General features: G+C 69.9%; 20 protein-coding genes and 1 tRNA gene. 11 read left to right on the forward strand and 10 right to left on the reverse strand.

Going from position 1 to position 20196, the window contains the following annotated elements:
* The first annotated feature begins 2 nt into the window (after window positions 1-2).
* Together ACFFF6_RS07500 and ACFFF6_RS07505 are read left to right on the forward strand one after the other, a co-directional pair.
* Window positions 3-326, forward strand: coding sequence for a helix-turn-helix transcriptional regulator (locus tag ACFFF6_RS07500; RefSeq protein ID WP_376979650.1), 324 nt, complete (start codon window positions 3-5; stop codon window positions 324-326).
* Window positions 327-334: 8 nt separating this feature from the next.
* Window positions 335-991 (forward strand): maleylpyruvate isomerase N-terminal domain-containing protein, encoded by a 657-nt coding sequence (locus tag ACFFF6_RS07505; RefSeq protein WP_376979652.1) that lies wholly within the window; start codon window positions 335-337, stop codon window positions 989-991.
* A gap of 26 nt (window positions 992-1017) precedes the next feature.
* Here the strand turns inward: ACFFF6_RS07505 and ACFFF6_RS07510 are convergent, their stop codons facing one another.
* Window positions 1018-1602 carry a dihydrofolate reductase family protein gene (locus ACFFF6_RS07510; RefSeq protein WP_376979654.1) on the reverse strand — a complete coding sequence of 195 codons (585 nt, stop codon included), beginning with the start codon at window positions 1600-1602 and terminating at the stop codon, window positions 1018-1020.
* 141 nt (window positions 1603-1743) lie between these two features.
* Here ACFFF6_RS07510 and arr point away from each other — a divergent pair, with 141 nt between their 5' ends.
* Window positions 1744-2157, forward strand: coding sequence for an NAD(+)--rifampin ADP-ribosyltransferase (gene arr, locus ACFFF6_RS07515; protein ID WP_376979656.1), 414 nt, complete (start codon window positions 1744-1746; stop codon window positions 2155-2157).
* Between the two features lie 16 nt (window positions 2158-2173).
* Here the strand turns inward: arr and ACFFF6_RS07520 are convergent, their stop codons facing one another.
* Complete coding sequence (locus tag ACFFF6_RS07520) at window positions 2174-2737, reverse strand: hypothetical protein (RefSeq protein ID WP_376979658.1); 564 nt, start codon at window positions 2735-2737, stop codon at window positions 2174-2176.
* Between the two features lie 208 nt (window positions 2738-2945).
* Here ACFFF6_RS07520 and ACFFF6_RS07525 point away from each other — a divergent pair.
* From ACFFF6_RS07525 to ACFFF6_RS07535, 3 genes are all read left to right on the forward strand, one after another.
* Window positions 2946-3018: transfer RNA gene (locus ACFFF6_RS07525), tRNA-Ala, on the forward strand.
* 501 nt (window positions 3019-3519) lie between these two features.
* Window positions 3520-3939, forward strand: coding sequence for a GNAT family N-acetyltransferase (locus ACFFF6_RS07530; RefSeq protein WP_376979660.1), 420 nt, complete (start codon window positions 3520-3522; stop codon window positions 3937-3939).
* Between the two features lie 15 nt (window positions 3940-3954).
* Window positions 3955-4869 (forward strand): NUDIX domain-containing protein, encoded by a 915-nt coding sequence (locus tag ACFFF6_RS07535; RefSeq protein ID WP_376979662.1) that lies wholly within the window; start codon window positions 3955-3957, stop codon window positions 4867-4869.
* A gap of 83 nt (window positions 4870-4952) precedes the next feature.
* On the opposite strand, the gene ACFFF6_RS07540 is transcribed toward ACFFF6_RS07535, so the two are convergent.
* Complete coding sequence (locus ACFFF6_RS07540) at window positions 4953-5675, reverse strand: alpha/beta hydrolase fold domain-containing protein (RefSeq protein ID WP_376979858.1); 723 nt, start codon at window positions 5673-5675, stop codon at window positions 4953-4955.
* A 1537-nt stretch (window positions 5676-7212) separates the two neighbouring features.
* On the opposite strand from ACFFF6_RS07540, the gene ACFFF6_RS07545 reads away from it, so the two are divergent.
* The gene (locus ACFFF6_RS07545; protein ID WP_376979664.1) at window positions 7213-8658 is read left to right on the forward strand and encodes a hypothetical protein; all 1446 of its coding nucleotides are present in this window, start codon (window positions 7213-7215) and stop codon (window positions 8656-8658) included.
* 508 nt (window positions 8659-9166) lie between these two features.
* Here ACFFF6_RS07545 and ACFFF6_RS07550 read toward each other — a convergent pair.
* Together ACFFF6_RS07550 and ACFFF6_RS07555 are read right to left on the reverse strand one after the other, a co-directional pair.
* Window positions 9167-9868 (reverse strand): hypothetical protein, encoded by a 702-nt coding sequence (locus ACFFF6_RS07550; protein ID WP_376979666.1) that lies wholly within the window; start codon window positions 9866-9868, stop codon window positions 9167-9169.
* Between the two features lie 728 nt (window positions 9869-10596).
* The gene (locus tag ACFFF6_RS07555; protein ID WP_376979668.1) at window positions 10597-11478 is read right to left on the reverse strand and encodes a hypothetical protein; all 882 of its coding nucleotides are present in this window, start codon (window positions 11476-11478) and stop codon (window positions 10597-10599) included.
* Window positions 11479-12266: 788 nt separating this feature from the next.
* On the opposite strand from ACFFF6_RS07555, the gene ACFFF6_RS07560 reads away from it, so the two are divergent.
* Complete coding sequence (locus tag ACFFF6_RS07560; protein ID WP_376979670.1) at window positions 12267-13565, forward strand: helix-turn-helix transcriptional regulator; 1299 nt, start codon at window positions 12267-12269, stop codon at window positions 13563-13565.
* Between the two features lie 145 nt (window positions 13566-13710).
* On the opposite strand, the gene ACFFF6_RS07565 is transcribed toward ACFFF6_RS07560, so the two are convergent.
* From ACFFF6_RS07565 to ACFFF6_RS07580, 4 genes are all read right to left on the reverse strand, one after another.
* Entirely contained in the window at window positions 13711-13863 is a 153-nt protein-coding gene (locus ACFFF6_RS07565) for a hypothetical protein (RefSeq protein WP_376979672.1), read from the reverse strand.
* Window positions 13864-14197: 334 nt separating this feature from the next.
* The gene (locus ACFFF6_RS07570) at window positions 14198-14944 is read right to left on the reverse strand and encodes an ABC transporter permease (RefSeq protein WP_376979674.1); all 747 of its coding nucleotides are present in this window, start codon (window positions 14942-14944) and stop codon (window positions 14198-14200) included.
* Between the two features lie 5 nt (window positions 14945-14949).
* Window positions 14950-15702 (reverse strand): ABC transporter permease, encoded by a 753-nt coding sequence (locus ACFFF6_RS07575; protein ID WP_376979675.1) that lies wholly within the window; start codon window positions 15700-15702, stop codon window positions 14950-14952.
* A complete protein-coding gene (locus ACFFF6_RS07580) occupies window positions 15699-16607 on the reverse strand; it encodes an ABC transporter ATP-binding protein (RefSeq protein WP_376979677.1) in 909 nt (302 codons plus the stop codon). The genes ACFFF6_RS07575 and ACFFF6_RS07580 overlap by 4 nt, the downstream gene beginning before the upstream one ends.
* A 145-nt stretch (window positions 16608-16752) precedes the next feature.
* Here ACFFF6_RS07580 and ACFFF6_RS07585 point away from each other — a divergent pair, with 145 nt between their 5' ends.
* The gene (locus ACFFF6_RS07585; RefSeq protein WP_376979679.1) at window positions 16753-17976 is read left to right on the forward strand and encodes a sensor histidine kinase; all 1224 of its coding nucleotides are present in this window, start codon (window positions 16753-16755) and stop codon (window positions 17974-17976) included.
* Entirely contained in the window at window positions 17973-18698 is a 726-nt protein-coding gene (locus ACFFF6_RS07590) for a response regulator (RefSeq protein ID WP_376979681.1), read from the forward strand. Before ACFFF6_RS07585 ends, ACFFF6_RS07590 begins: the two co-directional genes overlap by 4 nt.
* A 30-nt stretch (window positions 18699-18728) precedes the next feature.
* Here the strand turns inward: ACFFF6_RS07590 and ACFFF6_RS07595 are convergent, their stop codons facing one another.
* Window positions 18729-19166: an MFS transporter gene (locus ACFFF6_RS07595; protein ID WP_376979683.1), complete on the reverse strand. Its 438-nt coding sequence runs from the start codon at window positions 19164-19166 to the stop codon at window positions 18729-18731.
* A 164-nt stretch (window positions 19167-19330) separates the two neighbouring features.
* Between ACFFF6_RS07595 and pyrF the strand changes: the two genes are divergently transcribed.
* Window positions 19331-20164, forward strand: coding sequence for an orotidine-5'-phosphate decarboxylase (pyrF, locus tag ACFFF6_RS07600; RefSeq protein WP_376979685.1), 834 nt, complete (start codon window positions 19331-19333; stop codon window positions 20162-20164).
* Window positions 20165-20196 lie beyond the last annotated feature (32 nt).

The following is a 20196-nucleotide window of genomic DNA, read 5'->3' on the forward strand; positions in this document are numbered from 1 at the left end:
CCATGGTCAGACTCCCGCTCACGCCTGAGGACATCGCACGGGGCGCGCGCCTCGGCGCACGTCTGCGCCGGGCCCGCGGCGACCGCTCGATCCTCGACGTCGCACTCGAGGCCCGGGTCTCGCCGGAGACGCTTCGCAAGATCGAGACCGGCCGCATCGCGACCCCGGCCTTCTCGACCATCGCCGCTCTCGCGCAGGTGCTCGGGCTCTCGCTGGATGCGCTCTGGGCGCATGCCGTCGCCGAGGATCTGACCGTGCCGGCGGACGACCCCGACCAGTCCCGGGCCCGGGTGCTCCGCTCCGAGCCCGCCGCCCCGTCCCTCTAGGCCGGCCGATGGACCTCTTCTCGCTCTCCTGGACGGCGCTGCGCACCGCGGTCTCGAGCCTCACGGCGCAGGACATGGAGCTGCCCTCGGGGTGCCGGGGCTGGCTGGTGCGGGACCTCGTCTGCCACCTGGTCATCGACGCGCAGGACGTGCTGATCACCCTGGCGACCCCTGCGCAGGGCGCCGCGACGGCGGACGCCGCCACCTACTGGGACGTGCTGGCCGGGCCGCCGGACGGCGAGGACCCCCTCGACGCCCTGATCCCGCGACTGGCCGCCGCATACGGCGATCACCGGCTGCTCCAGTTCCACCTCGAGGACCTGGGCGCCGCGGCGGGACGTGCCGCCGCCCAGGTCGATCCGGAGCTCCTCGTCGGCACCAAGGACCGGGTGCTGCGCGCGGGCGACTACCTCCAGGCCTATGTCCTGGAGTGGACCCTGCATCATCTCGATCTCGGGGCGCACCGCCCCGCGCTGGAGCCTCCGCCCGCCGCGTCGCTCTCCGCCGCCCGGAGGCTGCTCGAGAGGATCCTGGGCGCGCCTCTGCCCGAGCGGATCCCGGATGCTGACGCCTTGCTCATCGGCACCGGACGGCGCATGCCGAGCCCGGCGCAGGTGGAGCAGCTCGGCGAGCTCGCCCCGCGACTCCCGCTGATCCTCGGATAGCGAGCGCGCCGCCGCGAGAGCGGCGCTCAGCCGTGCAGATGCGGCCGATAGCTCAGCTCGAGGATGCGACCGTCGAACGTGCGCTGCCCCAGCAGCTCGAGATCGAAGTCATCGGCCCCCTCGAAGATCCGCTGCGTCCCCGTACGGCCGGTCAGGACGGGGAACACGGTCACCTGGACCACGTCCACCAGCCCGGCCGCCAGGAGGGCGCGATTGAGGGAGAGGCTCCCGTGGGAGCGCAGCGGAACCGCCGATTCCTGCTTGAGCCGCGCGACCGCCGCGGCGGCGTCCCCGGAAATCACCGTGGCATCGGGCCAGTCGAGGACTGCGGGCAGGGTCGAGGAGAGCACCGTGGTCGGGGCGTGCTTCATTCGCACGTTGACGGGATCCTCCGCCTCGTCCTCGGGGCCGAGGTTGCCCAGGAAGCGCTGGAACATCCGCAGAGTGCTGGCACCCAGGACCAGCCGGAACGGCTCGGCGTACTGCGCGGCACGATGATCGAGGAACTCCGGTCCCTGCTTCCCCCAGTAGCCGCCCCAGTCGCCCTCGGGCCCGAAGGAGCCGAAGCCGTCGAGGCTGCAGAAGACATCCCAGGTGTAGGTGGCGCTCATGGCTTCTCCTCGTCGAGCCGATCGGGCCGGTCCCGGGCGCCCGGAGCGCCGGCGCCGCGGCCGAGGAGCTCACCGTACCGCCCCGGCGGCCCGCTGACGAGGCCGCGAGCGCCCCTCGCGCCGCCGGTAGGATCCCGGGCCATGGACGCCGCACCGGATTCCGGACCCTTCTACCACGGGACACGAGCGCAGCTGCAGGCAGGGGAGCTGCTGGCGGCGGGGCACCGCTCGAACTACCGGCCCGAGGTCGTCATGAACCACATCTACTTCACCGCGCTGCGCGACGGCGCCGGCCTCGCCGCGGAGGTCGCCGCGCTCGCCGGCGGGACGCCCCACGTGTACGAGGTCGAGCCCACCGGCCCCTTCGAGGACGATCCGAACGTCACGGACCGAAAGTTCCCCGGCAACCCGACCCGGTCCTATCGCAGCACGGCCCCGCTGCGGGTGCTGCGCGAGGTCGAGGACTGGACCCGGCTCACGCCGCAGGCGCTGCAGCAGTGGAAGGAGCGCCTCGCGGCGATCCGTGAGGACGACAGCGCGGAGATCATCAACTGAGACCGCCGCCGGATCCTCAGCGCCCCGACACGAGCGCCCAGGCGACGAGGAGCGCGAGCACCACGTCGAGGGCGGCGCAGAACAGCGCATAGCTGCGCGGGACGACGGCATCGGCGCGATGGTGCCACAGATCCCACGCCCCATGACCCAGCAGCCCGAGGACGGTCAGGACTCCCGCCCAGGCCCCGGCGCCGACAGTCGCCGCGACGGCGAGGACGCCGAACCCCGCGGCGCCGTACAGCTGCGCCCGAGCCGCGGGCTCCGCGAAGGCCCCGCGCCTCAACCCGACGATCACGAGCGCTGCCTGCACGACCAGCAGGGCGACCAGCGGGATCCACGGGGCATCGAGGACGAACCCGGGCGTGAGCACGAGCCCGGAGGCGGCGAAGCCGGCCCAGGCCGCCCAGCGCCGCCCCGTCGCCGCGGCACCCAGATAGATCGTCGAGCAGACCATGATGAGCGGGGCGAGCTCCGCCTGCGTCCCGGTCGCGAGAGCGACCAGCACCCCGGCAGCCGCCCCGAGGATCCCGCGCCATGCGACGCGCGGCGGGGGAGGAGCGGATCCGCTCGCAGCTTCCATCACGCGCCTCCTCGCACGGTTCCGGACGCGCCCAGGCTAGGCGACCGGCGCGACGGCGACAAGGCACGGTGCACGCGGGGCGCAGCACGAGCCGAGGGCCGTGCATGAGGCTGCTGTCACATCGCGGCGTGCGGTGACGCGAGCACCCCAGGTGAGGCCGTAGTATTGCGAGGTCGGCACGAGCAGTCGCAGAGCCGGCCACCCGCACGGGGCTATGGCGCAGTTGGTAGCGCGCTTCCATGGCATGGAAGAGGTCAGGGGTTCGAATCCCCTTAGCTCCACGTAATATGAAGATTTTTCGCCCTGCCTTGCTTTGTCGCGAGGTGGGTTTTTTGTTTGGGTGAACCGCTGACGTGCTGGCTGGTTCGAGCTGATCTTCGCGCGTTCGCGATGCCGCGTCGCCCCAGGTGCGCCACCATCGTTCCCGAAACAGAAGTCCTTCCGCCGGCAGGGGCGGGGGAGGACACGACGCCCTCGGCCGGGTCGGAGCCGACCTGAGAAGGGTATGTTTGCCGTCACATCGAGGTCGAGTGCGGTCGGACGCGCACGTCGGTCACCGGGACGAGAACCCGCGGCCCGGCTGGCGTACGAGGATGGCAGTGCCCGGCGACGAGGAGGTGCCTGTGCTGACGATCGAGCATGCCACGACGGATCGGTTCGACGACGTCGTCGGACTTCTGCCGAAGGGAAACGGCGCCGGTTGCCTGTGCCAGCCGTGGAGGGGCTTCGAGGCCCGAGCTCTCTCGGGCGGGAGGTCTCGGCGCGATCTCCTCCTCGCGCAGATGGCCGGAGCTCCGCCGGCGCCGGGATACCTGGCCTACCTTCAGGACGAGCCGGTCGGCTGGGTCGGGGTCAGCGTGCGAACCGAGACCCCACGGTTGCAGCGGTCGCGCACGATCCCCGCTGTCGATGATCGGCCGGTCTGGGCGATCGGCTGCTTCCGGATCAGGCCCGGGTTCCGCCGCAGCGGGATCGCGACCGCTCTCCTGGGCGGCGTGATCGAGAAGGCCCGCCGTCAGGGCGCCCCGGGTGTCGAGGCGTATCCGATCGATCCCCAGGACCGACGCGTCGGCGTGGGCGCCGGGTACGTCGGCATCGCCTCGATGTTCGATGCGGCCGGCTTCCGCAGGGTGCTGGTCACGAACGCGCGGAGTGGAGGGCTGCCACGTCTTCTGGTGCGCCTCGACCTCGAGGCGCCGTGAGGGGGAGGGCGAGCGATGGGGGAGCAGGGGCCTCGCCGGCATCTGACGGTGCATCTGGGTGGTGATGCTGCGCGTGCGATCGATGAGCTCCGTGCGGTGTGGGACCCCGTGATGCGTGGCGTCGCTCCCGCGCATGTCACGGTCGTGTACCCGGAGGAGACCGTCGATGCGGAGCTGCTGCTGGAGCGGGCCGCGCACGCCGCCGATGGGACCGCCGCATTCGACATCCGGCTCGGTGCCTTCGGATGCGAGGACGAGGGGTGCGGTGGGGTCTTCGTGATGGTCGAGGATCTGGCCGGCGGCCTGGAGACGCTGCGGGATCGACTGCTTCTTCCTCCTCAGCGATTCAGCGGATACCCCTTCCACGCCACCGTCGCCCATCCGCGGACATCGCCGTCGCCGTCGGCATGCTGGACCCAGCTGCGCGGCCGCGGTATGGATCTGTCGTTCACGGTGCGGGAGCTGCTGTGGACGATCACCGATGCCTCCACGCACACGGTTCTCGAACGGTTCGCCCTCACCGGTCGGCCGGAAGCGACGCGGGTGGCGCTGGCCGGCGCCATGGTCATGGACCACGGTCGGGTGCTGCTGGGGCTGAGGCAGCCGGACCGCGCCTCGTTCCCGAGCGTGTGGGACCTGCCGGGCGGACACGTCGAGCCACGCGAATCGCCCCGGCAGGCCCTGCGCCGCGAGCTGCGCGAGGAGCTGGGCATCGAGGCCACCCTCGCGGAGCCCTGGCGCCGTCTGGTCGATGACGATCTGCAGATCGAGCTGTCGCTGTGGCTCATCCGCCGCTGGCGGGGAGAACTCAGCAACCGCGCCCCTCACGAGCATCAACGGCTTCGATGGCTCACCGCGAACGACCTCGGCTCCCTCCCGCTGGCGCACCCGATCTATCTCCCCCTTCTCCGGGACGCGCTCGCCACCTGACCGCCGGATACCCGGACTCGATCGCATCGAGCAGCCCGGACAGCGACGGACGCGGAGGGTACGCGGCGGTCGGCCGTAATCGCTCAGGCGTCGAGATGTGTGGTCAGGAACCGGTCGATGAGGTCCAGCACGGGATCTCGGAAGAACGCGCCGGCTCCGTGCCCCGCTCCCTCGAGACGGTACAGCTCCACGTCATGCCCTGCCTCGGCCAGCGCGTCACCGAGGGTCACGCTCTGCTCGAAGGGCACCACGACGTCATCGCTGCCGTGCAGGAGGAGGAACGGCGGAAGCGACCGCTCGGCAGCGGACCGGATGTAGGTGACGGGCGCAGCAGGGGCGGCGTGTTCCGGATGCTGCACCGGATCGACGCCGCCGAGGAGCTCGGTGCATGCATCGTCCTCGGGCATGCGTGCGAGATCGCTCGGCCCGTAGACGTCGACCACGGCCCGGACGTCGAGCGGCGTGTCGGCATATGCCCCTGGGGAATCATCGGCCCCATCGGTCACAGCGGCGAGAGCGACCAGATGCCCACCGGAGGAATCGCCCCAGAGCGCGATGCGGGAAGGATCGACGCGATAGTGTTCTGCCTTCTCGCGCAGGACGTGAACGGCCGCTCGCGCATCGTCGAGCTGGGCAGGGAAGGGTGCGACAGCACTCGGCCGATGCTCGACGATCGCGATGACATACCCGCGGCGAGCGAATTGCGAGAGCGGGACGAGCCGTTGTCCGAGCTCTTGTCGTCGCCAGCCCGAGCCCTGGACGAAGACGACCGTGGGATAGCGGGTCGTGCTGAACCAGTCGGGTATCGGCGGTCAGATCACCTGCAGGTGCGCGGGACGTCCCGAGGTTTCGCCGTACGGCACGTTCATCCAGACGACACCGTGCGCATGCTCGGCCGTTCCGTCGAGAGATCGGATGTCCAAAGCGCTCATGGAGGCACGCTAGCGCGGCATGGCTGCGGATCGCGACTGGACTTCCCGTGGGGAGGATCAGCCGGGACGCGGGGTTCACGGTGACGATAGCGGAACGGATCTCGCCACCGGGCGGGCGCGGTCCCGGCGCGCCGGACGCCGATGGCGCCGTGCGTATCGTCCGGTGTTGGCGAGACGGTCGGCAGGCTCGGTCGTCCTCAGTGATCCGGCACGGAATCCCTTGGGGGGACGGCCAGCCCTCGCGGCACGGGATCCGTGCCGCTGTCTGCGCACGCCGTGGCGTGGCTGCGATGCCTGCGCCGCCCCGACGTCGAGGCGCGGCGGAGGGCAGAGGGGAGCGGTCGGGGGAGCGAGGGCCCAGCAGGCATCATGCGGAGCCGATGGCCTTGCCCACTTCCTGGATTCATCGGGAATCCATTCCATACGACTATTGCCCGTCCTCGGGCATCGGCGTCGCCCTCTGCGTCGGGAGCGGAGCTGCGCAGGCCCGGTGCGGATGCGTCGTTCACGAGGGGGGAGCTGCTGCGGACGATCACCGATGCCGCTACGTACGTGATTCTCAGCCGGTTAACCCGCGCAGGACGGTCGGAATCGACGAGGGCAGTGCCGGCCGGCGCCGTGATCGTCGGCCCGAGCCGGGTGCTGCTGGGGCTGAGGCTGCCGGAGCGAGTCTCCGTCCCGAGCGGGCGGGGAACGTTCCGGGCGGGAACGTCGAGCTCGGTGAGTCCGCTCCGGGACGGCCCTATGCCGCGAGGAGCTGGGAGTCGAGGCCACCCTCGCGGAGCCCTTGCACCGTCTGATCGATGAGGATCCGGAGATCGAGCTGTTCCGGTGGCCCGTCCGTCACCGGCGGATCGACCTCAGCAGCCGCGCGCACGACGAGCATCAACGGCTTGGGTGATACACGGCGAACGGCCTGGTCTCCCGCTCCTGGGCGCACCCGACGAGCCTCCCTCGTCTCTGGAACACGCTCACCATCTGACCAGCGGATTCTGAGGTTCAAGGACATCGAACGGCCCTCCGCAGCCCCGCCCACGAGCCCGAGGTATCGATGTACTGGACGACCCATCCCCCCGTGGTGCTCATGGCTCCGGCTCCGCCGGTCGACGATTGGTCAGAATTGCCCGCATCGACGCGAACCTAGGCGAACGGTCATGCCTTCCTCCCCCCGCCCTTCACCCCGGATCCTGACCCGACGAGACCGTCGACACACACGAGGTGGGCCATAAAGTTGTCGACGAGCACCGGCCAACCGTTCCGGCATCGAGAAAGAAAAACCTCGGGTGGAGATTCCCCCCCCCCCGGCGGCGCACCGGATTCTCCGGCCGAACCTGTGCAGGCGAGTTCCCATCGCAAGAAGACCCCTCCGTGAATGTGGCTCGATAGCCCGCGAGAGAAGAGAGACGAGAGCATGACATCTGTCGACGACAATGCCGCAGCGCCGAGCAGAAAGCCTGTTCGCCGCCGTGAGCTCATGCGCGGAGCGGCGTGGGCCGCGCCAGTCGCCGCCGTGAGCGTCGCCGCTCCGGCCGTCGCAGCCTCCCCTGGCAACTGTGTCGGCGTGGAGGACGGCTATGCGACGGTCACGTCCGCATTGCGTGCCGACACCCCACCCTTCAACACGTTCGTCTCGACGGGAGGTGCTTCCGCGGGGCGTACGGTGCACCAGCTGCTGACCACGGAGACCTACTACATCGAGTCGACCGGCACCTTCACGTACTCCGGAAGCACGAACATTCCGATCACCGAGCTGAAGCTTCGGTTCTATGGCACGCCCTCCTTCGACTGGGAGCTCGTCGGCACCCCGACTGTCTCGTCCTCCGCCGGAGGCGTCGCGCTCGGAGCGGCGGTTCCCTCGCCGGACTATCCCAACTCGACTCATGGTTGGACCGACGTGACCCTTGTGAACTCGGGCGGCGACGGCTATCTCCATCCCGGAGACGTCATCACCCTTGAATGGGTCTACACCCCGACCGGAGGGAACATCCAGAACAGCAACGGCGGATGTGGCGGGCGAACCGGATATGCGTACCCGGGGATCTATTTCAGGAGCTGCAGCTCGTGGGAAGGGCCGAACCCGAAGCAGGAGAGCGACGAAGATTTCGACATCTACCAGCTTGTGGAGCCCGAGTGCGAAGCCCTCTGCGAGGCCACGACCACGGCGAGCACTCCTTCGTTCGTAAGGAACAGCAAGACGAACGGGTACTTCCGGTGGTCGAACTTCTTCGAGTCGGGTGACGAGCTGCGCCTTCAGGTGGTCTCGGCGGCGACCCTTGACAACGCTCCTGCGGGGAGCGGTGACGTGATCACCTCGAACAACCTCCAGTGGGATGCGCCGATGAATGCCGATGGGGCCGGGAGCGTGCAGGCATGGGGTGGCTCCGGTGGTCCGGATAACGCCCTTCGCATCTCGCTCGGAAATGTCTCCTATGAACGGCACCTCGAGACGACCTTCAAACTGGTCTACAGGAAGGCCGGATCGACGCAGTTCGTCGACGCGACATTGAGTGATCTCACATTCTCCATCTTCGACATCGATGGCGGAGGCAGCAATCAGCCGCCGTTCGCCGAGCGTGTCGTCGCGAGTACGCCCGGCGGCCGGACCTCGAGCTTCCGGTCTGGCTCGATCCTGACGGGAGATGGATCGGGAGGCGCGCCCTGGCGGGCTATCGGTGGCACCCAGAATAATGAGAACTGGCATCCTCGGGCGACGGTCGACGTTCAGGCCTCGGGGCCCATGAATCAGTTCTCTGTGACCTTCCGTGGTGATGCGACGAACGCCTCGGGAGGCCAGACTCAATCCAATATCTGGATTGCTCCGTTCCACTTCACGGCGGCGAACCCGAGCTGCACGTGAGCCAGAGTCGACGAAGCGCCCGGCGGGCGCCCGGGTCCGTCGCCGCGGGATAGCGCTTCGCCGAGACGCTGCAGGACAGGGTCCGCAGGTGCGCGATGGCGCTCTGCGGGCCTTGTCGTCGGTCCGTCTGGCGACTCGCTCATCGAGGTCGCGCTGCTCTTGGGCCAGCCCGTCGAGCGCAAGAGATGCGGACTGCTCGGCTCGAGGCGGTGGGGCGCCGGGTCGAGTATGGGGTGGAGGATCCTGCGTCTCGCCCGTTCGCTGCGACGTCCCGTGTTCGTATCGGAGTCTCCGGTTCGTGCGTCCTGCGGGCCCGGCGACGTGGTCAGGAACCTCGTTCTCCTGGGCGCCGGTCGTTGCGCTGAATCGGCACGACTCAGAGACGTTCCGGCCGATCAGGGCGCGGTGATCGCCCTGCTGCACCGGAGCACGGAACCGGCGGAGCGTCCGTGCGGTCTTCGCAGGGACGCTCCGCCGTGATGGCGCCGGGTCGGCTGGAGCTCGGAAACTATCCGTTCACGAACTGATAGATCGAGCAGGGCAGCCACGCCTGGGTCGGGTACGGAGCGCTCCACCCGCTGCAGGTGTCGATGTAGAATCCGGGGTAGGCCCAGGCGCTGCCGGTCGAGGGCAGCGACGTGTTGACCGACCCCGTCGTACGGAACCGCCAGGTGAACGTGACCGTCTCTCCGGGGTGCAGGTAGCCGTCCCCGGTGGACGTCGCAGCGAGCTGGATATCGGTCCAGCCATGGTCTTGGGGTTGCCCCGGGGATGGGCCGAACGAGCCCAGCTGGATGCCGCCTGACGACGAGCTGACCTCCGGCGTTCCCTCCAGCGTCCAGTAGAGGGAGTTCGTTCCCCATACCCGCATGCTCACCGCGGACAACGGGACGGGGCTCGTTCCATTGTATGTGAAGGTTCCCGTCGTCTCGATGACATATTCCTCGCCCAGCCGGAACTGGTATGCGGTATATCCCGCGCCACCGGCCCGATGGTTCGGCTTGCTGTTGTACGCCGGCGTGATGGGTTCCGATTCGATCCCCGGCGTGACGTCGGTGGAGGCGACGCAGTCGCTCGGTGAGGCCGCGAGAGCCGGTGCCGCGACGCTCATGCTCACAACCGGAGCGACCCATGCCGCTCCCTTCACGAGGGACCGGCGTCCGATGGGCTTCTGCTCGCGTGGAGGTGCTTCCTTGGTGTTTTTCAGCATGTTCTTCCTTCATCTCCTCATGTCGTGATGGGGGACGGATCCGCGCCGCGTGCGCAAGCAGGATGGATGCTGCTCGTTGCTACCGGCGTGCCAGCGCCACGGATCGACGCCCTCGGCACGTCCTTCGCGGTGGAATAAGCGATATTTCGTTCCGCTCGGGCAGGGCCGGACCACAGGCTATCTCCACGATTCCCTCCATAGGGTCCGACCGTGGATCGGGCTCGGGATGAGATTTTGGGATGACGGGAGAGGGGGTGTGGGTGCGCCAGTCCGCGCGCTGCAGGATCTTCCTACGCGATGTTCACCTGCCATTTCGTTTCGTAGCTGAACATGCGTTTTGTACGCTTCACTCCATACTCTCGCTGGAGCGCACGAAGCTCGGTCGTCTTCGCCGCGATCGCCACCTGATGCTGAGGAGACCTGCCATGGATGTGTCTGTCCGCGCCGTCCGGATCACCACTGCGCAGCAGGCTCGCGCACTGCCGATCGGCACTGTTGCCCGTTGGGAGGAGCCCGACGGCGACGCCTATGTCGCTACCCACGTGCGTGTGCAGGGTCGCCTGCTCTGGGATTCTGCGGACGCCGGGCGGCGCAGCGCCGAAGAGATGATCGGGTGGGTCGCGCTGCTCTCCGACGGACGCATCTCCCCGACGGTGGGGGAGGGGCGCCGTGAGAGCGGGGATGGCTCGCCTGTCCAGGGCGGGGCCGCGGGCTCGGAGGATGGGGGCTCACGGGAGCTCGGCTCCATCGGGAGCCCAGCGGATCTCGAACAGGCCGGGCCCGAAGCCGCTCACCGTGTGGTGCAGGGAGAGGCCACTGGGCGCCAGGGGATGCTCTTCGACTCCGTCGTCCGTCTGCAACCGCACGACTGCCCGATCTGGCAGGGCGCCGGGGAGGAACGAGACCCAGATCGTGAGGTCGCGGACGCGCCGCATCACGCCCAGCGACACCGATCTGTCGACGGGGTACATCTCGGGCATGCGCGCCTCGTACTCGACCATGAACGTGTCCGGTGCCCGTACCGGAGCGTCCAGCTCGACCCGCGCCCCGACGACTGCGCCGGAGCGATGGATGTGCTGGTCGGTGATGCGCCCGCCCGCGATGAGCCCGAGCTCGGGCGGAGCTGGCGAGCCCTGGAGGATCGTGAAGACGAAGGGGAACGCGGATACGGTTCCCGTGGTCACCTGTGTGAGGGCCCGCAACGCATAGTGCCGGACGCTGCCCCGCTCGTCCGTGCGCACGTGCGCGCTCTGGGACAGAGCCCGCAGCTGGTGCGGTGCGTCCGCGCCGAGGATCGCTCGAGTCTCTGCGACGGCGGCATCGACCACTTCGTCGGGGAACGCCTTTCCCACGGGGGGTGCCTGCCCGGTCCTCCGGGACGGGCCGAGAAGCGAGGCCAGCGCCCCCTCCTCGACCCCGAGGATCCTCTCCAGCTCCGCGAGGGCGACCAGGGATTGCGCGCCTTCGGGCCAGTGACGCCCCGTGCGCCAGTTGCTGAGCGTCCCGATGGACACCCGATTCCCGGTCAGAGCGAGGCGTCGCTGGATCTCCCGCAGGGACAGACCACGGCTCCGGAGCGCGAAATCCAGAGCATGTTCGAAATTCGCCATCGGGCCTCCTCAGGTCGGCGAGATGAATGGGCGAGGTTGAGTCGCGCCTCTTCAGCAGGGTCGTGGGAGCGCTCTCGGGCACGAGTCGCAGGATGCAGAAGTGGCGTGCGGAAGGATTCTCAACGATATGCGGGAGAGTTGATTGTCTGATGGAGTCGGTGGGTCACGACGGGGGGCGACGGAGGGTATGTTGGGGGCTCTTTCGGGGCCGCTGAAGTGGGTTGACCGGTCAAGGAGGTGACGCATGCTGGTAATTCGTCATGTTAATCGGGCGTTCCGGACGAACCCCTCTGGATCTGGCGAGGGTCACCCCGCTCTCACCCCATCGAGGAACCGTGATCGACCTCAATGTGGATGTCATGGTTCTTGTGAGGCAGGGTTTTGTGGGTGATGAAGATGACTTTTTGCGCATCTCGGGATTGTTGTAATCTGACGTGCGTCCATGTGGTGGCGGATCAGCAGAAGGGATCGGTATGGGATCAACCCACGTATCTGACGGCGCGGCCACCATGTTGACCGATCACGTGCCTGACGGGTGTCCTGGCCATGGCGAAGCGGGGAGGATCGCACTCCGTCAGCTGCATGATGCCCAGGCGAGCGGCGCTGACGAACGTGTCCGGGAGACCATCGCAGCGCACTTCTTCGTGCTCTCGCTGACGACCCCCGGCATGCTCGACGAGCTCCTTCCCAGGCTTGTCGATGCCGGGACGACCTCGCACGCTGAGGTCCTCTGGCCGCACCTCCTGCGGGTCGACGCCCCGGCTCCGAGCGTGGCATCGGTGCATCTGATGAGCACGTCGTCCGATCAGGGCAGGGCCGGCGTCGAAGAGCGACTGACCGCGTCCTTCCTCCGTCTGCAGCAGCTGGCCTACGACGGCCGCTTCGATCTTGCTCGAGATCTTGCGGATGAGCTGGCGGACGACCTCGCGGCGGTGCCCGACCGGGGCCGGCTGGCGGACGCGCTTCCCATCGCACTGGTCGAGATCGGGATCGTCCTCCTGCTCGCCGGGGACCTCGACGCCGCGATCGGCCGATTCCGCAGCGCGGCGCGCTGGTCCAGGATCAACGGGCATCCCGCCGGGCCGTACGCTGAGCAGTTCATCGAGCTGGTCCGTGCCCTGCGGGGTGGGCCGGCGCCGGCGATGGAACCGGCGGTGTCGCCGGCGCCGCTGCGGGGAGCTCCCGGTCAGCGCGTCTGGGCATGGACGCTCCTGCCCCATCTCCTCCGCGCTCTCGATCAGCTGCACCGCGGTGACCTCGATGGGGTCGACGCGTCCCTGGAGAGCATCGGTTTCGCGAGCCCGACGACGGAGACGAGCCCCCTGGGCGGCCTGTGGTGGCTGCCTCTGCACGTGCACGCTCGCCTGGCCCTCGCACGCGGCGACCAGGAGACGATGCTGCCTGCGCTCCGCAATGCCACCCAGGACTGGTACCCGCAGCTCGGCAGCGACTCCTACGCCGGCAGCCTGCTGCGCGCCGATCATGCCGATCTCCTGCAGGCTGCCGGCGGGTACGAGGAGGCCGCTGCGATCCTCGACGACGGAGCTCACGGCGTGCAGATCCCACAGCTGTCGGCCAGCCGCGCTCGGCTGCTGTGGCTCGCCAGCGAGAACGGAGAACTGGATCGGTTCCTGACGCAGATCGGCCCCCTCCACCTCCTGAACTCCGCCGAGCTGGATGTGATCCGTCTGGTCCGCCGCTTCGAGACTCGTGCACAGCAGGTCGCCTCGGCGGACGACCTGCGGATCTGGACCTCGCTGCGCGACCGCGCCGGGGCGATCGAGCTGAGCCTGATGCCGGACGACGTCCGCTCGGCGCTCGCCGGACCAGCCGATCACGACATCGCGGGGCGGCGGACGGTTCCGAACCCCTACGTCCGCACCCATGTCGTCCGGCTCAGCCCTCGCGAGCGGGAGCTGGTCCTGGAGCTCCAGGCCGAGGACACCATCCCGATGCTCGCAGCCCGACTCTTCCTCTCTCCGAGCACGGTCAAGACGCACCTGCGCGGCATCTACCGCAAGGCCGGGGTCCATTCGAAGGAGGAGCTCTTCCACGCCCGGGAGGATCTGCTCCGACGCGGTCGGTGAGGCGGAGGCGCCGGGACCGCGGCGCGAACCAGCCATCCGGGAGGGACCGCCAGGAGCACCTCGTCCCTCGCACCTCAGGACGTGTCTCCCGTGGATTCCCGAGCTCGGTCCTCCCCGGCGAACCGGTACGGACGCCCAGGGGGCGTCAGCCCTCGTTGCCCCGGATCCGCGCCGCTCGGGGCATGAGCCGTCCGAGTCCGGGGAAGGACCGACGCGAGGCATGCACCTCCAGGTCGCCGTCACGCCAGGCGGTGCGGCTGTCGTATCCCATCGTCGGGCCGTAGCGCTGGGAGAACACGCTGTCGACGTCCTCGGGGCGGGGGCGGCTTCCCGCGCATGGAACGGTACCGCCGGTGACCTCGGCGTCGTCGGTCCGCAGATCGAGCCTCAGACCGCGATGGTCGATGAGACCGAGCGCTCTCGGACTGGGCTCGGGCAGGGTGAAGGCGACGTGCCCGGCGGCGGTCAGGCCGGGTCATCGTCCGCACAGGGCCCCTCGAAGCCGGCAGCACCGCGACCGGGGGAGGGCGCGGCCCGTCGTGCCGAGGACCGTGCAGAGCGTCGTCGTCCGGACGCGGCGCCACCGTAGGCGATGGATCCGGATGCGGCCGCGAGCACGTCCGTTCCCGGCCCTACCGGAGCTTGATCGAGCGGATCGCCGCGAGGGTCAGCGGGACGGCCAGGGCGGTCAGGACGGTCGCCGCCGCGAGGAGGGGGAGGACATCGCCGGGGGTGAGTCCCCCGGACCCGGCGAGGGTCGTCGAGCCCAGGTTGAGCGCCCGTGTGTTGATGGCCTGCGGCAGCACGAAGCTCAGCGGGCGCAGCGCATGGGAGGTGACGGCGGCGATGCCGAGGACGCAGCCCAGCAGGCAGACCGCGACCGGGGCGGCGAAGGACCGCACGAGCATCGACAGCAGCGACTGGACCGCGATCAGCGGCAGCGCGGTGAGGACGGCGAGGCCTCCGACCAGCACGAACTCCCAGGGGATGGGGCCCTCGAGCTGCAGCGCCAGCGTCCCGGAGATCAGCGTCCCGGCGACGAGGACCGCCTGCATAAACGCGACCGGGAGCATGATGACGGCGATCTTGGCCAGCACCAGCGCGAGGGGGCGGCGGCTCGTGGTCAGCAGGAGGTTCCAGTTCGTGCCCCGATGCTCCACGCGCCAGGCGGTGGCGGCGATCAGGCCGATGCCGAGGGAGAAGAAGAGCAGCCCGTAGAAGAGGGTCACCTGGGAGGTGAAGGACGCCCACCCGTTCTCGAGCATCTCGCGATTGTTCGCGAGGTTGATCGTGCCGGTGGTCACGGCCAGCAGGGGGAGGACGAGGGCGATGATCCAGACGGCGGATCGTCTGAGCTTGAGCAGTTCTGCACGCAGCACGGTGCTTACCTTTCGATCCGGTCGAGGTGGTGGGTGGCGACGGCGAACAGTCCGCCCACCAGCAGCAGGAAGCCCGCCACCCACGCGTACGGGGGGCTGATGGCGACGATCTCCCGACCCTGCTGGCCGACAGAGGAGATGAGGGCGTAGTAGCCCCACGGGATCACCCGGGAGACGGCCCCGGGCATGAGGAGCGTGAACACGGCCAGGAAGGCGCCCAGCATGCCGACGCCGACGCTGATGAGCTGGTTCTCGACGACGGCCGCCAGCCAGATGTGCAGCGCCAGGAACGCGACGTCTACCAGGAGCAGCAGCGTCGTGTATCCCATCCAGGGACCGGGATCCAGCGGCACCTGGATGCCGACGACCCGTCCGATGCCGATCAGGACCAGGCTCTGCACCACCACCGCCGGCCCCAGGATCAGGCTGAGGGCCGCGAGCTTGGCGCGGCAGAGCATCCCGGGTGTGAACCCCGCGGTGGAGGCGAGGGTCCAGCCGATCCCCGTGTGCTCGATGTCGGTCTGCCTGCTGGCCAGCACGGCCGTGAGGATGGGCGAGGTCATCGCGGCCATCATCGTGTAGTTGAGCAGCAGGACCGCCCAGGGGGCCGCTCCGGGATCGTCCGCGTTCTCGCGAGCGGAGTCGGTGAAGAGGCTGATGCTCCCGAGCGCGATCACGGCGCAGACCATGACGGCGAGGATCGGGACGGTGCGCAGCCGGCGCATCTTGCGCAGCTCGAGCCGGATCGCGCGTCTCATAGCAGTCCCTCCCGTCCGGTGAGGTCCATGAACACGTCCTCCAGGCTCTGCTGCTCCCGGCGGACCTGGTGGATGGGGATACCGGCGAGGGCGAGCCGGTGCACCACCTGGGCTGTCCGGTCCTTGTCGATGCCGCTGATGCGGATGCCGTCCGCGTCCGGGGCACCGGGGGCGATCGTCGCGACCTGGGCGAGGGCGGCCTGCTGCTCGGGCGTCTCGATGATGAGGTCCGGGACGGAGTGCTCGAAGAGCTGCTCCCGACTGCCCTGGAAGATCATCCGGCCGCCGGCGAGGATGCCCAGGATGCCGGCCATCTTGTCGATCTCGTCGAGCAGATGGCTGGAGACCATGATCGTGATGCCCTGGCCGGACAGCTCCACCAGCAGGGTGCGGATCTCCTCGATGCCCGCCGGGTCGAGGCCGTTGGTCGGCTCGTCCAGCACCAGCAGGGACGGGTCGCGGGCGAGCGCCATCGCGATGCCGAGCCGCTGCTTCATGCCCAGCGAGTAGTTGCGGACCAGCTTGTGCTGCTGCTCGGTCAGCCGCACGGTCGCCAGGGCGCGGTCGATCTGCGGGGTGGACAGCTCCAGCATGTCCTGGACGATCCGCATGTTCTCCCGGCCGGTGAGGTGCCCGTACCCGGGAGGTGCCTCGATCATCGATCCGATCGAGGGGAGCAGGCGGGTGCGCGATGCCCGGGTGAGCGGCTCCCCGAGGATCTCGATCCCGCCGCTGCTCGGCTGGGTGAGCCCGAGCAGCATCTTCATCGTGGTCGACTTGCCCGAGCCGTTCGGCCCGAGGAACCCGTAGATCGTGCCGCGGGGTACGTGGAGGTCCAGGGAGTCGACGGCGGTGTGGGGGCCGAACCTCTTGGTCAGGCCATGGGTGGTGATGACGGCGCTCATGGGCGCCTCGCTTCGATGATCATGCCTGCCACGGTTCCCTGCCGCGTGATCCTGCGGAACGTGCCGGGGGATGAGGCGGCCGGGCGCGCGTGTTCATACCACGGCATGAGCCGCGGCCCGTGCCCGCCGGATACCGTGGGAAGCCATGGAATCCTCAGCGCCCGCGACGCCCGCGACGCCAGCGACGTTCGCGGCCCGGTGCCGGGCCGCGCTCCGCAGGCGGCCGTGGATCCCCGACGCGATGATCGCCCTGGCCGCGTGCGCGCTGGGCGCGGTGAGCCGGCCCGGGTTCTCCCTCGCGACCGGGCCGCAGACGGTCTACACGGCGGTCGTGCTCGGCTGCGGCGTCGCCGTCGTCCTCCGCCGGATCCGGCCGCGGGCCGCGCTCACCGGAATGGCGCTGCTGCTGGTGGTGCACGCCGTCGCCGTGCCCGAGCCCGGGGTCTTCGCCGCGGTGATCTGCCTGATCGCTGCGGCCACCACCCAGACCCAGCTCGTCCCGCCCTGGCGGTGGGCCTTCCTCGCGGTGCTCTACGCGGGAGCGGTCCTCACCATGCTGGTCTCGCCGTTCCCCTCGCTCGGGCTCGACGGGCGTGGCAGGCTCACGGTCATCGTGGCCGTGCTCGCCCTGCTGACCGTGGCCGTCCTGATCGGGGTCGTGCGCCGACATCGGCGGACCCGCCTGGCGCTGGCCCTGGACCGGGCTGCCGTGCTCGAGGCCCAGCAGGAGACAGAGCGGCGGCTCGCCACGATCGAGGAGCGCACCCGCATCGCCCGCGAGATGCACGATGTGCTGGGCCATGCGCTCACCGCGATCGCGGTCCAGGCCGAGGGCGTGCGCTACATCCTGCGGTCCGATGCCGACCGTGCCGATCGTGTGCTGGCAGACATCGGCGGGCTCAGCCGCCGCGCGGTGGACGAGGTGCACGACCTCATCGACGTCCTCGCGGAGGGCTCCGCCGGCCAGGACGCGCGACCGGCGCCGTCGCTGCGCGACCTCTCCGAGCTCATCGGCTCCCTCGAGCACACCCGGGCCATCAGGCTCCGGGTCGATGGTGACCTCGAGGCGGTGCCCGAGACGGTCAGCCTCGCCGGCTACCGGATCGTGCAGGAGAGCCTGACGAACGCGCTCAAGCATGCCGACGCCGCGACGATCGCGGTCCGGGTCGGGGTGGGGGACCAGCAGGTCGACCTCACCGTCCTGAGCACCGGCCGCCGTGACCGGCATCGAGGGGCGCCCTCGGCACGGCGCGGCATCGCCGGGATGCAGGAACGGGCCCGCGCCCTCGGCGGACGTCTCGAGGCCGGTGTGGACCCGATCGGCGGCGGATGGCGCGTGAGCGCGGTCCTCCCGTGGAGCCGCGCATGATCACCATCGGACTCGCCGACGACGAGCCCCTGTTCACCGCGGGCCTGTCCATGATCCTCGACTCCCAGGGGGACATGAGCGTCCTGTGGGAGGCCGTCGACGGCGCCGACGCCGTCCGACGGCACGACCGCCGAGCGCCCGGCATCCTGCTCCTGGACATCCAGATGCCGGGGCTCGACGGCCTCGCCGCGACCCGGCAGCTGGTCGCAGCCTCCACGTCCAGCAGGATCATCATCCTGACCACCTTCGACACCGACGAGCACGTCCTGGCCGCCGTCGAGGCCGGCGCCGCCGGCTTCCTCGTCAAGAACACTCCGCCCGAGGAGCTCCTGGCGGCGATCCGCACCGTCCATGCCGGCGACGCCGTCATCTCGCCCGGCCCGACCCGGAGGCTCTTCGCCTCCCTCCGGCGGGCCGCGCCCCCCGGCACGCCGACTGCGGCGGCAGGCATGCCGACCGAGGCCGCCGGAGCGCCCGCCGGGGCCAGGGACGGCGTCGATCTCACTCCTCGAGAGCGGGACATCCTCGCCCTCGTCGCCCGGGGGCGGTCGAACCAGGAGATCTGCGAGGACCTCTGGCTGTCCATGCCGACCGTCAAGACCCACATCGGCAACCTGCTGGCCAAGACCGGCTCCCGGGACCGGGTCCACCTGGTCCTCTTCGCGCTGAGAACCGGGGCGGCCACGCTCGAGGACGCCCTCGAGACTCGGCGCGCCGACTGATCCGGGCGGGCGAGCGCGGGCCCGTCCCGATCAGCCAGGGTCCGGCGCCTGCGAGGCCGCCTCCGCGGTGACGGGGAGGCGCGGCAGCGAGAGCGCGCCGAGGGCGGCGAGGGCGACCGCCGCGATGACCATCGCCGCCGCGAACCCGGCGTGCTGCACGGCGAACCCCGTCAGCAGCGGTCCGATCGCGAGTCCGCCGGCGTACGCGAGGGTGTACAGGGAGAACGATCCGCCCAGGGTGGGCGGCCGTGCGCGGAAGCCCTGCTCCCTGATGAGCGTGGTCGCCGGCGCGTGCAGGAGCGCTGCGGACAGGCCCATCAGCGCCATGCCGAGGCAGGTCTGCCACAGCTCCCTCGCCCCGCCGATCGCGAGCAGCGAGAGGACCACCGCCAGGACGCCCGCCCCCATGAGGATGCGCGGCGACACCGTCGTGACGAGGCCGCCCATGACCTGGTCGACGAGATCCACCTCATGACCTCGCCGGTCGTCCTCGGCCAGGGCCGCGCTCTCTGGGCACGGACGCCCGACATGAGCGTGTGGCCCCTGACCCAGGCGACGCCCTTCGGTGACAGCACCCTGCTCACGATCTGCACCCGACGGCGAGCACCCGCGGCGCGTGAGAGACTTCGCGCATGGTCGAGGATCGCAGTCTCCCCGCTCGTCTCGCGAGGTCGTGGCGCAGCGGCCGATTCGTGTGCATCGGCCTGGACCCGGACGAGTCGCGGATACCCGAGGCCCTGCACGGCACCGGGATCCAGCGCGTGGACGGGTTCTGCCGAGAGATCGTCGCGGCGACCGCGCCGTTCGCCTCGGCGTTCAAGCTCAACAGCGCGTTCTTCGAGCGCATGGGCGCGGAGGGGGCGCGCCTGCTGGAGGACCTGATCGGGCACATCCGGGCGCAGCACCCCGACCGGCTGATCATCCTCGATGCCAAGCGCGGGGACATCGGCAGCACGAACCGCTCCTACGCCGAGGCGATCTTCGACGTGCTCGGCGCGGATGTGGCCACCGTGCATCCCTATATGGGTCGCGCATCGCTCGCACCGTTCCTGGAACGATCGGACCGGGGAGTGATCGTGATGGCGGCGAACTCCGCCGTGGGCGCGGGGGAGTTCCAGGACCTCCTGGTGGGACAGCCGCCCGTGCCGCTGTACGAGCACATCGGCCGGGTCGTGGCGCAGGAGTGGAACGGCCTCGGCAACTGCGCCGTCACCGCCGGCGCGACCGAGCCCGAGAAGCTCGCCCGCCTGCGCCGAGCAGTGGGCGAGATGCCGATCCTCCTGCTCGGGCTGGGCGCACAGGGCGGAGACCTCGCCGCATGTCTGCGAGCGGGCCGCGCCCCGGAGTCCTTCGGGCTGATCCCGAACTCGTCCCGGGCCATCCTGTACGCCTCGTCCGGGCCGGACTTCGCCCAGGCGGCGCATGAGGCGGCGCGCCGCTTCAACGATCAGCTGTCCGGGTCGTAGCACCGGATGCCAGGTCGCCGCCCTGCCGGGGC

Source organism: Brachybacterium hainanense, assembly GCF_042434575.1.
Taxonomy (GTDB): domain Bacteria; phylum Actinomycetota; class Actinomycetes; order Actinomycetales; family Dermabacteraceae; genus Brachybacterium; species Brachybacterium hainanense.

Excerpts from the sequence above, each read along its gene's own strand:
- ACFFF6_RS07590 (WP_376979681.1), top strand. The coding sequence starts at position 17,973 with ATGATCACCATCGGACTCGCCGACGACGAGCCCCTGTTCACCGCGGGC.
- ACFFF6_RS07560 (WP_376979670.1), top strand. The coding sequence starts at position 12,267 with ATGAGCACGTCGTCCGATCAGGGCAGGGCCGGCGTCGAAGAGCGACTG.
- ACFFF6_RS07510 (WP_376979654.1), bottom strand. The coding sequence starts at position 1,602 with ATGAGCGCCACCTACACCTGGGATGTCTTCTGCAGCCTCGACGGCTTC.
- arr (WP_376979656.1), top strand. The coding sequence starts at position 1,744 with ATGGACGCCGCACCGGATTCCGGACCCTTCTACCACGGGACACGAGCG.
- ACFFF6_RS07555 (WP_376979668.1), bottom strand. The coding sequence starts at position 11,478 with ATGGCGAATTTCGAACATGCTCTGGATTTCGCGCTCCGGAGCCGTGGT.
- ACFFF6_RS07520 (WP_376979658.1), bottom strand. The coding sequence starts at position 2,737 with ATGGAAGCTGCGAGCGGATCCGCTCCTCCCCCGCCGCGCGTCGCATGG.
- ACFFF6_RS07545 (WP_376979664.1), top strand. The coding sequence starts at position 7,213 with ATGACATCTGTCGACGACAATGCCGCAGCGCCGAGCAGAAAGCCTGTT.
- ACFFF6_RS07580 (WP_376979677.1), bottom strand. The coding sequence starts at position 16,607 with ATGAGCGCCGTCATCACCACCCATGGCCTGACCAAGAGGTTCGGCCCC.
- pyrF (WP_376979685.1), top strand. The coding sequence starts at position 19,331 with ATGGTCGAGGATCGCAGTCTCCCCGCTCGTCTCGCGAGGTCGTGGCGC.
- ACFFF6_RS07585 (WP_376979679.1), top strand. The coding sequence starts at position 16,753 with ATGGAATCCTCAGCGCCCGCGACGCCCGCGACGCCAGCGACGTTCGCG.
- ACFFF6_RS07530 (WP_376979660.1), top strand. The coding sequence starts at position 3,520 with ATGGCCGGAGCTCCGCCGGCGCCGGGATACCTGGCCTACCTTCAGGAC.
- ACFFF6_RS07550 (WP_376979666.1), bottom strand. The coding sequence starts at position 9,868 with ATGCTGAAAAACACCAAGGAAGCACCTCCACGCGAGCAGAAGCCCATC.
- ACFFF6_RS07505 (WP_376979652.1), top strand. The coding sequence starts at position 335 with ATGGACCTCTTCTCGCTCTCCTGGACGGCGCTGCGCACCGCGGTCTCG.
- ACFFF6_RS07575 (WP_376979675.1), bottom strand. The coding sequence starts at position 15,702 with ATGAGACGCGCGATCCGGCTCGAGCTGCGCAAGATGCGCCGGCTGCGC.
- ACFFF6_RS07535 (WP_376979662.1), top strand. The coding sequence starts at position 3,955 with ATGGGGGAGCAGGGGCCTCGCCGGCATCTGACGGTGCATCTGGGTGGT.
- ACFFF6_RS07500 (WP_376979650.1), top strand. The coding sequence starts at position 3 with ATGGTCAGACTCCCGCTCACGCCTGAGGACATCGCACGGGGCGCGCGC.